11 protein-coding genes and 1 pseudogene are annotated in these 13,492 nt (G+C 71.5%); 8 read left to right on the top strand and 4 right to left on the bottom strand.

Going from position 1 to position 13,492, the window contains the following annotated elements:
* Positions 1 to 15 precede the first annotated feature (15 nt).
* Positions 16 to 1,647 (top strand): L-glutamate gamma-semialdehyde dehydrogenase, encoded by a 1,632-nt coding sequence (pruA, locus tag IO30_RS0136075; protein ID WP_031150262.1) that lies wholly within the window; start codon positions 16 to 18, stop codon positions 1,645 to 1,647.
* Between the two features lie 85 nt (positions 1,648 to 1,732).
* Here the strand turns inward: pruA and IO30_RS0136070 are convergent, their stop codons facing one another.
* Positions 1,733 to 2,434 carry a nitroreductase family protein gene (locus IO30_RS0136070; protein WP_031150260.1) on the bottom strand — a complete coding sequence of 234 codons (702 nt, stop codon included), beginning with the start codon at positions 2,432 to 2,434 and terminating at the stop codon, positions 1,733 to 1,735.
* Positions 2,435 to 2,596: 162 nt separating this feature from the next.
* On the opposite strand from IO30_RS0136070, the gene IO30_RS0136065 reads away from it, so the two are divergent.
* Positions 2,597 to 3,136 (top strand): GNAT family N-acetyltransferase, encoded by a 540-nt coding sequence (locus IO30_RS0136065; RefSeq protein ID WP_031150258.1) that lies wholly within the window; start codon positions 2,597 to 2,599, stop codon positions 3,134 to 3,136.
* A gap of 10 nt (positions 3,137 to 3,146) precedes the next feature.
* Here the strand turns inward: IO30_RS0136065 and IO30_RS0136060 are convergent, their stop codons facing one another.
* Positions 3,147 to 5,177, bottom strand: a complete 2,031-nt coding sequence (locus IO30_RS0136060; protein ID WP_031150256.1) for a phosphocholine-specific phospholipase C — start codon at positions 5,175 to 5,177, stop codon at positions 3,147 to 3,149.
* Between the two features lie 119 nt (positions 5,178 to 5,296).
* The gene (locus IO30_RS0136055; RefSeq protein WP_031150254.1) at positions 5,297 to 6,310 is read right to left on the bottom strand and encodes an NADP-dependent oxidoreductase; all 1,014 of its coding nucleotides are present in this window, start codon (positions 6,308 to 6,310) and stop codon (positions 5,297 to 5,299) included.
* A gap of 101 nt (positions 6,311 to 6,411) precedes the next feature.
* Between IO30_RS0136055 and IO30_RS0136050 the strand changes: the two genes are divergently transcribed.
* The 4 genes from IO30_RS0136050 (at position 6,412) to IO30_RS0136035 (ending at position 10,136) form a co-directional block, all read left to right on the top strand.
* Positions 6,412 to 7,299, top strand: coding sequence for a LysR family transcriptional regulator (locus IO30_RS0136050; protein WP_031150252.1), 888 nt, complete (start codon positions 6,412 to 6,414; stop codon positions 7,297 to 7,299).
* 261 nt (positions 7,300 to 7,560) lie between these two features.
* A complete protein-coding gene (locus IO30_RS47785) occupies positions 7,561 to 7,692 on the top strand; it encodes a hypothetical protein (protein WP_267886449.1) in 132 nt (43 codons plus the stop codon).
* Between the two features lie 92 nt (positions 7,693 to 7,784).
* A complete protein-coding gene (locus IO30_RS0136040) occupies positions 7,785 to 8,825 on the top strand; it encodes a 3-isopropylmalate dehydrogenase (RefSeq protein WP_031150250.1) in 1,041 nt (346 codons plus the stop codon).
* Positions 8,826 to 9,050: 225 nt separating this feature from the next.
* A complete protein-coding gene (locus IO30_RS0136035) occupies positions 9,051 to 10,136 on the top strand; it encodes a branched-chain amino acid aminotransferase (RefSeq protein WP_031150248.1) in 1,086 nt (361 codons plus the stop codon).
* A gap of 85 nt (positions 10,137 to 10,221) precedes the next feature.
* Here the strand turns inward: IO30_RS0136035 and IO30_RS0136030 are convergent, their stop codons facing one another.
* Positions 10,222 to 11,673 carry a cytosine permease gene (locus IO30_RS0136030; protein WP_037896190.1) on the bottom strand — a complete coding sequence of 484 codons (1,452 nt, stop codon included), beginning with the start codon at positions 11,671 to 11,673 and terminating at the stop codon, positions 10,222 to 10,224.
* Between the two features lie 165 nt (positions 11,674 to 11,838).
* Here IO30_RS0136030 and ureA point away from each other — a divergent pair, with 165 nt between their 5' ends.
* Both ureA and IO30_RS41435 read left to right on the top strand, forming a co-directional pair.
* Complete coding sequence (gene ureA / locus IO30_RS0136025; protein WP_031150244.1) at positions 11,839 to 12,576, top strand: urease subunit gamma; 738 nt, start codon at positions 11,839 to 11,841, stop codon at positions 12,574 to 12,576.
* 47 nt (positions 12,577 to 12,623) lie between these two features.
* Positions 12,624 to 13,492: pseudogene (locus IO30_RS41435) on the top strand (amidohydrolase family protein); the annotation flags it as partial.

Raw genomic sequence — 13,492 nt, 5'->3', positions numbered from 1 at the left:
GGAGTTACCAGCCCCATGGATGCTGTGACCCAGGTCCCCGCGCCGGTCAACGAGCCGGTCCACTCGTACGCTCCCGGCACCCCGGAGCGCGCGCGCCTCGAAACGCAGCTCAAGCTGCTGTCCGAGAACCCGATCGACCTCCCGATGACGATCAACGGCGTCAAGCGGATGGGCGGTGGCGAGCGCTTCGACGTGGTCCAGCCGCACGACCACAAGTCGGTGCTCGGCACCTTCGCCCACGCCACGCAGGCCGATGCGCAGGAGGCCGTCGACGCCGCCCTCGCCGCCGCCCCGGCGTGGCGCTCGATGTCCTTCGACGACCGCGCCGCGATCATCCTGCGCGCCGCCGAGCTGCTGTCTGGCCCCTGGCGCGAGAAGCTCGCCGCCTCCACCATGCTGGGCCAGTCGAAGACGGCGCAGCAGGCCGAGATCGACACCCCCTGCGAGCTCGTCGACTTCTGGCGCTTCAACGTCCACTTCGCCCGCCAGATCCTGGCCGAGCAGCCGGTCGCGAACTCCGCCGGCGTGTGGAACCGCAGCGACCACCGCCCGCTCGAAGGCTTCGTGTACGCGATCACCCCGTTCAACTTCACGGCCATCGCGGGCAACCTGCCGACCGCCCCCGCCCTCATGGGCAACGTGGTCGTGTGGAAGCCGTCCCCGACGCAGACCCACTCCGCGGTCCTCCTCATGGAGCTCCTGGAGGAGGCCGGCCTGCCCAAGGGCGTCATCAACCTGGTGACCGGCGACGGCATCGCCGTGTCCGAGGTGGCGCTGAACCACCCCGAGCTGGCCGGCATCCACTTCACCGGCTCGACCAAGACCTTCCAGTACCTGTGGAAGACGGTCGGCAACAACATCGAGAAGTACAAGTCCTACCCGCGCCTGGTCGGCGAGACCGGCGGCAAGGACTTCGTCGTCGCGCACCCGTCCGCGGACCGCGCCACCCTGAAGACCGCCCTGACCCGCGGCTCCTTCGAGTTCCAGGGCCAGAAGTGCTCGGCGTCCTCGCGCGCCTACGTTCCGGCCTCGATCTGGAACGACGGCTTCAAGGAGGCCTTCGCGGCCGAGGTCGACGGCATCGCCATGGGTGACGTCCGCGACCTCACCAACTTCATCGGCGCCGTCATCGACGAGCGTTCCTTCGCGAAGAACAAGGCCGCGATCGACCGTGCGATCGCCGACCCGACCTGCGAGATCGTCGCGGGCGGCACGTACGACGACTCGGAGGGCTACTTCGTCCGCCCGACCGTCATCGCCTGCACCGACCCGGAGAACGAGGTCTTCACGACCGAGTACTTCGGCCCGATCCTGGCCGTGCACGTCTACGAGGACGCCGACTTCGACGCGATGCTCGCGCAGATGGAGTCCGTCTCGGCCTACGCCCTGACCGGCTCGATCATCGCCGCCGACCGTTACGCGGCCGCGGACGCGATGGAGAAGCTCCGCTTCGCGGCGGGCAACTTCTACATCAACGACAAGTCCACCGGCGCCGTCGTCGGCCAGCAGCCCTTCGGCGGCGGCCGCGCCTCGGGCACCAACGACAAGGCGGGCGCTGCGACCAACCTCCAGCGCTGGACCTCGACCCGCTCCATCAAGGAGACCCTGGTCGCGCCGACCGAGTACGGCTACCCGCACATGGGCTGACCAGCCCCGCTGAACCCCGCCCCCGCTCCGGTACCCCCAAGTCCGGAGCGGGGGCGGTCCCAGTTCCACGGGCGGGTCCCGCCCCCTAGACCTCCACGATGACCTGGTCCAGGGACTTGCGCTGGAGGTCCGGGACCTCGCAGTCGTCCGCCGGGTAGCCGACCGGGATCACCGCGAAGGCCTTCTCGTTCGCGGGCCTGTTCAGGACGTGGGACAGGAAGCGCATCGGGCTCGGCGTGTGGATCAGGGCCGCCAGGCCGCTCAGGTGGAGGGCGGACAGGAGCATGCCGACCGCGATGCCGACCGACTCGTCGACGTAGTAGTGCTTGCGCTTGGTGCCGTCCGGGCCGAGCCAGTGGCGCTGCTGGAAGACCACCACCAGGGCCGGGGCGTCCGTGAGGTGGGTCTTCACCGCGTCCGTGCCCAGGGGGCGCAGGGCCGCGAGCCATTCGTCGCCGAGGCGGCCGTCGTAGGAGAGCAGCTCCTCCTGTTCGGCGGCGGCGCGGATCTGCGCCCGTACGGCGGGGTCCTTCACCAGGACGAAGGTCCAGGGCTGCTGGTGCGCCCCGGACGGGGCCGTCGCGGCGCAGGCGATGGCATCCCGGACGACCTGCTCGGGCACCGGGTCGGCGGAGAAGTGGCGTACGGTGCGCCGCTCGTCCATCCGGGCCCGCAACTCGGCCGCGCGCGCCAGGGATTCGTGGCTCGGCATCCGCTCGGGCCGGTAGGCGACGGGGCGGTACGGATCACCGTGGGTGGGGGTCCACTGCTGGGTCTGAGATGACATGGGGCGAGTGTGCCGAGCCCCCGCCGGGGCCCGCCAGAGCCGCGTCGGCCGATTCCGGCCGGTGGAGGGCGCATCGGCGTCCGCAATGCGGGACGGGCGTCCGTGGCGGCCTTGGTACGGTCCCCGGGCACGCGCGTCACCGGAACACCGACGGGAGCAGTGATGGACACACGGACCGCGCACACCTCGGAGCTGGCCGAAGGGGAGATCGCGGAGATCCGGGCCCTGCTCGACGAGGCCTTCGAGGGTGACTTCGGCGACGAGGACATGGAGCACGCGCTCGGCGGGATGCACGTGCTGGTCCGGGCCGCGGACGGGGTGCTCGTCGCGCACGGCAGCGTGGTGCAGCGGCGGGCCGTGCACCGCGGACGCGCCCTGCGGACCGGGTACGTCGAGGGGGTGGGCGTACGGCCCGGCCTGCGGCGGCAGGGGCTCGGCGGGCAGGTGATGGCGGGCCTCGAACAGGTCATCGGGCGGGCCTACGTACTCGGCGCGCTGTCGGCGTCGCAGGAGGGGGCCGCGCTGTACCTGGCCCGCGGCTGGCAGGTGTGGGGCGGGCGGATCGGTGCGCTGTCGCCGGACGGTCCCGTCCCGCTGCCCGACGAGGAGGGGTCCACGTACGTCTGGGTGCCACCGGGCGGGGTCCGGCCGGACCCCGCCGGGCGCCTCGACTTCGACTGGCGGGACGGGGACGTGCTGTAGCGGCGGCGGCCTACGAGCCCGTGATGCTCGGGGCGCCGGTCTCGATGTGGCCGGTGTAGCGGCGCGACCAGGTGCCGTCGCTGCCCGCGAGGACCGTGAAGTCGTACCAGCCCTTGTGGTAGGCGACCGCGTTGAAGAAGTCCTCGCGGGAGGAGTTCGCCGGGACCGTGTAGGTCCACGGGCCGTCCGTGCGGTAGGCGTTCGAGCGGATCGTGAAGGTGACCGGCGCGGCGGAGGCGTTGGTCATCTTGAAGTAGACCGCCGTCTTGCCGGTGCCCGGTTCGACCGCGAAGCGGGCCGTGACCTCCAGGGCCTTGCCCGGCTTCGTCGCGTCGCCGATGAAGCGCCGCAGGAAGCGGTTCGGGCCGTGCATCGAGATGTCGTACTTGCCGGAGCCGTGGCCGAGCCCGATGTGGAACCAGTCCGTGGCGACCGTGCCCGGGTCCACCGTGTACTGCCAGGCCGTCGTGTCCCGGTGCTGGTGCGGGTGGATCGAGAAGTGCGCCGCCCGCTTGGCCTGCGCACCCTGGTTCGTCATCGAGAACCAGGCCACGATCTGGCCGGCAGCGCCGAACTCCAGGCGGTCCAGGTTGCCGTTCACCTGGTAGGGCAGGGCCCGCGCCGGGCGGGTGCCCGGTTCCTGCGCCGGGAGTGCGTTGTCCTGCGGCGCCGGGTTGGGGAGCGGGGCGCAGGTCGCCTGGCCGATGACCTTGGCGGTGGAGGGCAGGCCCGCGGGGACCCCGTACACCGGGTGCGCGAAGTCGAAGACCCCGGTCAGGTCACCGGTCACCTTGCGGCGCCACGCGCTGATGTTCGGACAGGTGGCGGGGGTGCCGAGGGCGGCCGTCCACTTCTCCATGAACCGCAGCACCGAGGTGTGGTCGAAGACCTCCGAGCTCACCCAGCCGCCGCGGGTCCACGGGGACATCACGATCATGGGGACCCGGAAGCCGAGGCCGATCGGCAGGCCGTCCAGGTACTCGCCGGGGGTGCCGGGCGCGGGGACCGGCGGCGGGACGTGGTCGAAGAAGCCGTCGTTCTCGTCGTAGTTGAGGAAGAGGACCGTGGAGTCGAAGACCGCCCGGTCCGCGGCCAGCGCGCGGTACACCAGGTCCACGAAGTGCGCGCCGTCCCCGGGCGGGGCGTACGGGTGCTCGGAGAAGGCCTCGTTGGCCACGACCCAGGAGACCTGGGGGAGGGTGCCCGCGACGACGTCCGCGCGGATGGCGGCGGCGATGTCGTCGGGGGTGGAGCCGGTGACCCGGGGGACGGAGGACATGCCCCGGTCGTGCAGCGGGTCGCCGGGCCCCGCGTCCGTGAACTTCTTGAAGTAGGCCAGGCCGTTGTCCCCGTAGTTGTCCTGGGCGTTCTGGTAGACCTTCCAGCTCATCCCGGCGCGCTGGAGCGCCTCCGCGTACGTCTCCCAGGTCAGCCCGGACTCGTCGCCGCCGTCCTTGCTGGTGGCGTCGATCATCCCGCTCCACAGGAAGGTCCGGTTGGGGCCGGTCGCGCTGAGCGCGGAGCAGAAGTAGGCGTCGCAGATCGTGTAGTGGTCGGCGAGCGCGTAGTGGAAGGGGATGTCGGCGCGGTCGAGGTGGCCGAGGGTGCGGGTGCTCGCGACACCGGTGACCCAGTTGTCCATCCGGCCCTTGTTCCAGGCGGCGTGCTGCGAGGTCCAGCTGTGCGGGAGGTCGCCGGTGCACTGCGCCAGGGTCGCCCCGTCCGCCCCGCCCGCGGGCGGGGTGGCGGAGAGCTTCCACGGGTACTGCCGGCCGCCCCAGTTGGGCTGGTTGAACATGCCCCAGCCGCCCGGGATGTTCCCGGCGGCGCGGTCGCCGAAGCCCCGGACGCCCTTGAGCCTGCCGAAGTAGTGGTCGAAGCTGCGGTTCTCCTGCATCAGCACCACCACGTGCTTCACGTCGGCGATCGTGCCAGTGGCGGCGGCCGCGGCCGCCGCGCCCGGGGCGATCGCGGGCACGGCCGCCCCCGCCGCCAGACCGGCGCCGATTCCGACGAAACCCCTGCGGCTGATCGGTGTCACTGGCCCCTCGCCTTCAACTCACGTGCCCCGTCGGCACATTGACGGCAAGAGTGACGGTGTGCGGCCCAAAGGTCTACATCCGTGCGGTAAGAACTCGGTGAACATCCGGACGGCTGGAATCAGCCGTCGATCCGGACGAGCATCTTGCCCAGGTTCTCGCCCCGGAAGAGCCCGAGGAAAGCGTCCACGGTGTGGTCGAACCCCTGCGCAACGGTGGTATCCGTACCGATCCGGCCGCTGCGCAGATGAGGCACCAGAAGGTCCTCCAGCTCCTTCTGCAGATTGGTGTGATTGCGAACCAATACCCCTTCCAGACGCAGCGACTTGTGTACGACCTCGAAGAGGTTGCGGGGAGCGGCGGGGGCCCGGTCGCCGTTGTAGAGGGAGACGGCGCCGACCCAGGCGATCCGTCCGTACTCGCGCAGGACGTCGATCGCCCCCTCCAGGTGGTCGCCGCCGACGTTGTCCACGTAGACGTCGATGCCGTCGGGGGCGGCTGCGGCGAGCTGCTCGCCGACCGGCCCGTCGTGGTAGTCGAAGGCGGCGTCGAAGCCGAGGGCCCCGGTGAGGTGGGCGACCTTGGCCGCGGAGCCCGCGCTGCCGATGATGCGGCGGGCGCCGAGCAGCCGGGCGATGTGCCCGGTGGCGGTGCCGACGCCGCCCGCGGCGGCGGAGACGTACAGGTCCTCGCCCTCCCGCAGGGCCGCGGTCCGGGTCAGGGCGGCGTACGCGGTCAGGCCGGTCCCGCCGAGGACGGACAGGTACGCCTCCAGCGGGACCCCGGCGTGCCCGGGCAGTTTGCGGGTGCCGTCCCGGCCGAGGGTGACCAGCGCGTGGGTGCGCCAGCCCTCGCGGTGGAAGACGAGGTCGCCCTCGGCGAGACCGGGGTCCCGGGAGGCGGTCACCCGGCCCACCGAACGGCCCTCCAGCGGGGCGCCCAGGTCGAAGCCGCCCTCGCCGCCGTCCATCAGGCCCCGGTGGTACGGGTCCACGGAGAGCAGCAGGTTCTCCACCAGGGCGGTGCCGGGCGCCGGCTCCGGCACCGGACCTTCCACGTAGGTGAAGTCGCGGGCGGTGGGGAAGCCGTCGGGGCGGGCGCTCAGGTGGACGGCGCGAGCGGTGCGGTTGGTCATGTCCCTGAAGTTACGAAGGAATCCCGCGGCCGGGCAGGGGGTTGGGTTCATGGAAGCCCCGCACCCATGAATCCCGCTCATAGAACGAGGTGAGAGCCCCCGTGGCCGAGCTCCTCCCGCAGGAACTGCGCATCCTGGTCGCCGTCGCCGAGACCGGCGGCTTCACCGCCGCGGCCGGCCGCCTCGGCCTCACCCAGTCCGCCGTCTCGCACGCCGTGCGCGGCATCGAGACCAAGGTCGGCGCGGTGCTCTTCGAGCGTGGGCGGTCCGGGGCCTCGCCCACCGCGGCGGGGGAGCGGGCCGTCGGGCACGCCCGCCGGATCCTTCGGATGTACGAGGTCCTCGCGCAGGAGGCGCGCGCCGCCGGCCGGGCCGGGCCGCAGGGCGGCGCGGCCGAGGGGGTGCTCCGGATCGCAGCCTTCCGCAGCGCGGCCCTGCACCTGCTGCCGCCCGCCCTGGAGCGGCTCACGGCCCGGCACCCCGGCATCCGCCCCGAGGTCCGGGTGGTCCGCGAGCTCGGCGCGGGCACGGCCGGGGAGGTCCTGGCGGGCCGGGCCGACCTCGCCCTGGCCACCCTGGGCGGCGGCCCGGACGAAACTGCGCCGGGCCTGCTGACGGGGGTGCTCAGGCAGGAGGCGTACGCACTGGTCCACCCGGCAGGGCACCCCGACCCGAAGGCGCTGCCCCTGCTGGACTGGGACGAGAACTGCGGCTCGTACACCCGCGACTGGTGGCGGTCCCAGGACTGGATCCCGCGGGCCACGGTCAAGGCGGAGGACGATGCGATGGTGCTGACGATGGTCGGCCGGGGGCTCGGCATGGCGATCATGCCCGAGCTGTCGCTGCGCGAGGCCGGGGACGCGGTGGAGATCACCGGTCTGGGCCCCCGGGGGCCGGTGAGACAGGTGGGATACGTCACCACACCGGAATCGGCTGCGACCGTGGCCGTAAGGGCTCTGATCAGGGAACTTCGCTCCGAGAAGGCCTGAAAACGGATCCCCGGCGGGGGTTCTTCCAGGGGGTTCGGCGTCTCAGATAGTAGGAAGTCCGAGTAATTGCGGAGACATACAGCGGGACCTGCCCTAGCTTTGTAGGAGCCGAACGTCTCGCCGATCAGGCGAATGGCGGTCGAGAGCGCGCGCCCCTGGCAGGCAACCCCTGCGGCGTCCCGCTCCCCGCCTCTTCCGGCGCCTTGAAGGAACCCCTCATCCGTGGCTCAGCCACGCCGTGATCTCAAGGAGTCGATCCACATGACCCCCACCACCGCTGCCGTCCGCCGCATCCGCCACTCCTCCACCGCCGATGCCGACCGCAAGAACGCCGCCGCTGCCCTCCAGCGGGCGCTCGACCGCCGTGACAACGGCGGCTCCACCGGCCACTGACCAGCAATCCGGCCCGGACATGTTGCGTCCCCATTGGTCCAAATGCTGGACGCAATATGTCTGAGGGCTGGGACACGGAGTACGGTTCCGTCATGTCGACCAGCATCAATCTCGCAGTGATCCCCGGTGATGGCATCGGCCAGGAAGTCGTGGCTCAGGGCCTCAAGGTCCTTACCGCGGTCCTGCCCCAGGATGTGAAGCTGGAGACCAAGGAATACGACCTCGGCGCCCAGCGCTGGCACCGCACCGGTGAGACCCTCCCGGACGCGGAGCTCGAAGCCCTGCGCCACCACGACGCGATCCTGCTGGGCGCCATCGGCGACCCCTCGGTCCCGTCCGGCGTACTGGAACGCGGCCTGCTGCTGAAGCTTCGCTTCGCCTTCGACCACTTCATCAACCTGCGCCCCTCGAAGCTCTTCCCCAACACGGCCACCCCGCTCGCCGGCCGCCCGGAGATCGACTTCGTCGTGGTCCGCGAGGGCACCGAAGGCCCGTACACCGGCAACGGCGGCAGCCTGCGCACCGGCACCCCCGCCGAGGTCGCCACCGAGGTCAGCATCAACACCGCCTACGGCGTGGAGCGCGTCGTCCGCGACGCGTACGAGCGCGCCAACGGCCGCCCCCGCAAGAAGCTGACGCTGGTCCACAAGAACAACGTCCTCGTGTACGCGGGCCACCTGTGGAAGAACATCTTCGACAAGGTCGGCCAGGAGTACCCCGAGGTCACCACGGACTACCTGCACGTCGACGCCGCGACGATCTTCTTCGTCACCCAGCCCGAGCGCTTCGACGTCATCGTCACGGACAACCTCTTCGGTGACATCCTCACCGACCTGGCCGCCGCCGTGACCGGCGGCATCGGCCTCGCCGCCTCCGGGAACGTCAACCCGACCGGCGCCTTCCCGTCCATGTTCGAGCCCGTCCACGGCTCGGCCCCGGACATCGCCGGCACCGGCAAGGCCGACCCGACCGCGACGATCCTCTCGGTCGCCCTCCTGCTGCGCCACCTCGGTTACGAGACCCAGGCCGCCCGCATCGAGGACGCGGTCTCCGCCGACCTGGCGGAGCGCGACGGCACCTTCCGTTCCACCGACGAGATCGGCGACGCCCTCGCCGCGCGAGTAGCCGGCTGATCCTGGCCGCTCCACCTAGGGAAGCCGCCAGGCAACAAGATGCCCGGCGGCTTTTCCTGTGCGGCCCCGGGTGTCACCATCTCCCCTGGGCCGCATCCCCCATTTCACCGAAGCCTGCTTGCGCGCGATAATCGAACGCGAGGCCGCGGAATGCGGGGAAGCTCGGACGTCCTAGTACGCCGTGAGCGCGGTCCGCCATACACAACCGGTGAAGGACAAGCACTCATGACGACGCCCACGATCGAGCTCAAGCCCTCCTCGAACCCGCTGTCCGACGCGGAGCGCGAGGCGATCCTGGCCTCCCCCGGCTTCGGCCGCCACTTCACCGACCACATGGTGACGATCAAGTGGACCGAGGGCCGTGGCTGGCACGACGCCGAGCTGGTCCCGTACGCGCCGCTGTCGATCGACCCGGCGAACATGACCCTGCACTACGCGCAGACGATCTTCGAGGGCCTGAAGGCCTACCGCCAGCCCGACGGCACCGTCGCCACCTTCCGCCCGCAGGCCAACGCCGAGCGGTTCCAGGCCTCCGCGCGCCGCATGGCGATGCCGGAACTGCCCGTCGAGCTGTTCATCGAGGCCTGCGACGCACTCATCAAGCAGGACCGCGCGTGGGTCCCGGACTCCGGCGAAGCCTCCCTGTACCTGCGGCCGTTCATGTTCGCCAGTGAGGTCGGCCTCGGTGTCCGCCCGGCCAACGAGTTCCTCTTCATCGTCATCGCCTCGCCCGCCGGCGCGTACTTCCCCGGCGGCGTCAAGCCCGTCTCGGTCTGGCTCTCCGAGGAGTACGTCCGCGCCGTCAAGGGCGGCACGGGCGCGGCCAAGACCGGCGGCAACTACGCGGCTTCGCTCGTCGCGCAGGCCCAGGCCGCCTCGCACGGCTGCGACCAGGTGGTCTGGCTCGACGCCGTCGAGCACCGCTGGATCGAGGAAATGGGCGGCATGAACCTGTACTTCGTGTACGGGGACCGGATCGTCACCCCGGAGCTGACCGGCTCGCTCCTTCCCGGCATCACCCGCGACTCCCTCCTCACCATCGCCCGCGACCTCGGCTACACCGCCGAAGAGGGCCGCATCACCACCGAGGACTGGAAGCGCGACAACGAGAACGGCACCCTGACCGAGGTCTTCGCCTGCGGCACCGCCGCCGTCATCACCCCGGTCGGCTCGGTGAAGTCCGAGCGCGCCGACTGGACCCAGGGCGACGGCGAGCCCGGCCCGGTCACCATGCGCCTGCGCAAGGCCCTGCTGGAACTCCAGACCGGCCACGCCGCCGACAGCCACGGCTGGATGCACCCGCTCGGCTAGGCGGTTCCCCTCCCGTACGTACGAAGGCCCGCGCCCCCGATCCAGGGGCGCGGGCCTTCGTACGTACGGGCCGTGCGGGGAGGGCCTACACGGCGGCCGGCTCCTCGGCCGAGGCCGAGGGCGAGCCCGGGGAGGAGGCGGGCCCGGGCGCCGGGGCCGCCGTGCCGCGGGTGGTCAGCGCCGCGTAGACCAGGGCGCCGACGAGGCCGGACAGGACGAAGGAGCAGTCCACGCCGCCGGTGAGGGAGAGCAGCGGGCCCTGGTAGAAGGGGGTGGTCACCGCGAGCAGGCCGACCCCGGCGCCGATCGCCCAGGAGACGGTGGCGGCGAGGTTCCAGCCGCGCCGGTACCAGTAGATCCCGCCCACGGAGCGGCGGTTGAAGACCTGGAGGGCGTCGGCGTCGTACTGCCCGCGGCAGCGCACGTAGCCGATGAGGGTGATCACGGCCCACGGTGTGCCGAGCGCGGTCAGCAGCAGGACGAACGAGGTCATCGCGGACTGCACGTCCCACTCGAAGGAGCCGACGAACACGAAGGCGGTGGCCACGCCCGCCGCGACCAGCGTGGCGGTGGTCCGGGTGGCCCTGGGCACGATCGCGTCGAGGTCGAGGCCCATGGAGTACAGCATCAGGCCCGCGTTGCCCACGGATCCTGCCGCGGCGGCGACGAGCAGCGGCGCCAGGTACCACAGCGGTGCGGCGTCGACCAGCGGCCCGGCGTAGTCGGCGCCGGCCTTGGCGGCGAGCGCGGTGTAGGTGCCGAACAGCTGCGGGACCAGCAGGCCCACGAGCAGGCCGAGGCCGGTGGCCCACAGCACCTTGCGGGAGCCGTGCCGGCGCGGGGAGATGTAGCGGGTGTAGTCGCCGAGCAGGGTGATGAAGGCGACCGGGCCGCTGAGCCCGGCGGCGACGGCGGCCAGCAGCCACGTCGGCCAGAACGAGCCGAGCAGGTACGGAGTCTCCGGCGGTGCGGCGGTGGTGAAGTCCGGCGCGTAGGCGAAGACGCCGGCGGCCAGCAGGACCAGCATCCCGATGGAGAGGATCTTGCTCATGCGCAGCAGCAGCCGGTAGCCGAAGACGGCAGCGACGACCGTGAACGCGGCCAGGGCCCCGTACATCACGGACCGCGAGACCCCGGTGTCGGGGAGCCCGGTGAGCCGGGACAGGACGCCGACCATCACGTCTCCGCCGATCCACAGGGTCAGCGCCGTGTAGCCGAGGGAGAGCAGCAGGCCGACCACCGAGCCGACCAGACGGCCGCGGACGCCGAACTGGGCCCCGCTGGAGGTGGAGAGGTTGGTGGCGGTGCGCAGCGAGACGAGGGCCAGCGGCGCGGTGAAGGCGATGCCGACGAGGGTGCCGGTCACGATGGCGGTGACCGAGGGCCACAGGCCCAGCCCGAAGGACGGGGGCAGCCAGCCGAAGACGATCACACCGAGACAGAGGTTGGAGCCGAGCAGGATCGAGACCAGGTCGCGGGGACCGCTCGTCCGCTCCTCCTCGGGGATGGTGTCGACTCCGCGCTGTTCGATGGGCATGGGGAGACTCCCTTGGCAGGGCGGCGGGGGAACCGGAGGGGCGCTCAATGTTTGAGCGACACTCAATGTGACTCAAGGCCTGCTCCCAGGTCAATGATTCCCACCCAGGAAATGAAGAGTTAGAGTGATGCTCTAACCCATCGACTCAAGAGGTGGTGGATCGGCGTGCGGCTGACCCCTACGGAGCGCGACCGGCTGCTGCTGCGCAGCGCGGCGGAACTGGCGAGGGCCCGGCGGGCCCGGGGCCTGAAGCTCAACGTCCCCGAGGCCACCGCGCTGATCGCGGACACGGTCTGCGAGGCCGCGCGCGACGGCAAGCGGCTGGCGGAGGCCATCGAGGAGGCCCGCAGCGTGCTGGGCCCCGGTGACGTCCTGCCCGGCGTGGCGGACGTGGTCACCGAGGTGCACGTGGAGGCCGTCTTCGACGACGGGTCCCGCCTCGCGGTGGTCTCGTCCCCCATCCAGGGCGCCGCATCGCTCGGCGAGGACGCCCCGGGCGCGGTCGTTCCCGGTCCCGGCGCCCCCCAGCCGGAGCCGGCCGTGCACCTGCACGTGCGCAACACCGCCGCCGTGCCGGTCAGCGTCACCTCCCACTTCCACTTCTTCGAGGCCAACCCGCGCCTCGACTTCGACCGGGCCGCGGCCTACGGGATGCGGCTGTGCGTACCGGCCGGTTCGTCCGTACGGTTCGACCCCCACGGGGAGGGCGAGGTCGGGCTGGTCCCGATCGGCGGCGACCGCATCGCGATCGGCTTCGCCGGGCTGGTCGACGGCCCCCTGGACGCCCCCGGAGCCAAGGAGCTCGCCCTGGAGCGGGCGGCGGCCTGCGGCTACCTGGGCGCGGCGCCGGGCCCGGGCCCCGGCCAAGGCGCCACCGAGCACGCGGACGGAGACCAGTCGTGAGCAAGAAGACCCCGCACAGCGACCACTGTGCCCCCGGCAGTCGGCACATCGACCCGCACGAGTACGCCTCCGTCTTCGGGCCCCGCGCCGGGGACCGGGTCCGGCTCGGCGACTCCGGGCTCACCGTGCGGGTGGAGTCCGACGCGCAGACTGTGACGTCGTGATCAGCAATGTGCTGGTGATCGATGCGGTCCTGGGCATCCGGAAGGTGTCGATCGGTATCCGTGAGGGCCGGATCCACGCGATCGGGCGGGCCGGGAACCCCGACACCCTCGACGGGGTCGACGTGGTCGTGGGCACCGGCACCTCGATCGTCTCCGGCGAGGGCCTCATCGCCACCGCGGGCGCCGTGGACACCCACGTGCACCTGCTTTCCCCGCGGATCATGGAGGCCTCGCTCGCCGCGGGCGTGACCACGATCATCGGCCAGGAATTCGGCCCGGTCTGGGGCGTCGGCGTCAACTCGCCGTGGGCGCTGAAGCACGCCTTCAACGCCTTCGATGCCTGCGGTTTCAAGGTGCACGAGGACATGGGTGCGCACACGCGGGCGCTGGACACGGCGCTGCGGGTGGCGGAGGAGTACGACGTGCAGGTGGCCCTGCACAGCGACGGTCTGAACGAGTGCCTGTCGGTGGAGGACACCCTGCGGGTGCTGGACGGGCGGACCATCCATGCCTTCCACATCGAGGGCTGCGGCGGCGGTCACGTGCCGAACGTGCTGAAGATGGCGGGCGTGCCGAATGTGATCGGTTCCTCCACCAATCCGACGCTGCCGTTCGGGCGGGACGCGGTGGCCGAGCACTACGGCATGATCGTCTCGGTCCATGACCTGAAGCCGGACCTGCCGGGGGATGCGGCGATGGCCCGGGACCGGATCCGGGCCGGGACGATGGGGGCCGAGGACGTCCTGCACGAC

The organism is Streptomyces xanthophaeus, from assembly GCF_000725805.1.
Lineage (GTDB): Bacteria > Actinomycetota > Actinomycetes > Streptomycetales > Streptomycetaceae > Streptomyces > Streptomyces xanthophaeus.
Note: the sequence above shows the minus strand (reverse complement) of the source record. Positions and strands in the feature narration are given on the sequence as shown.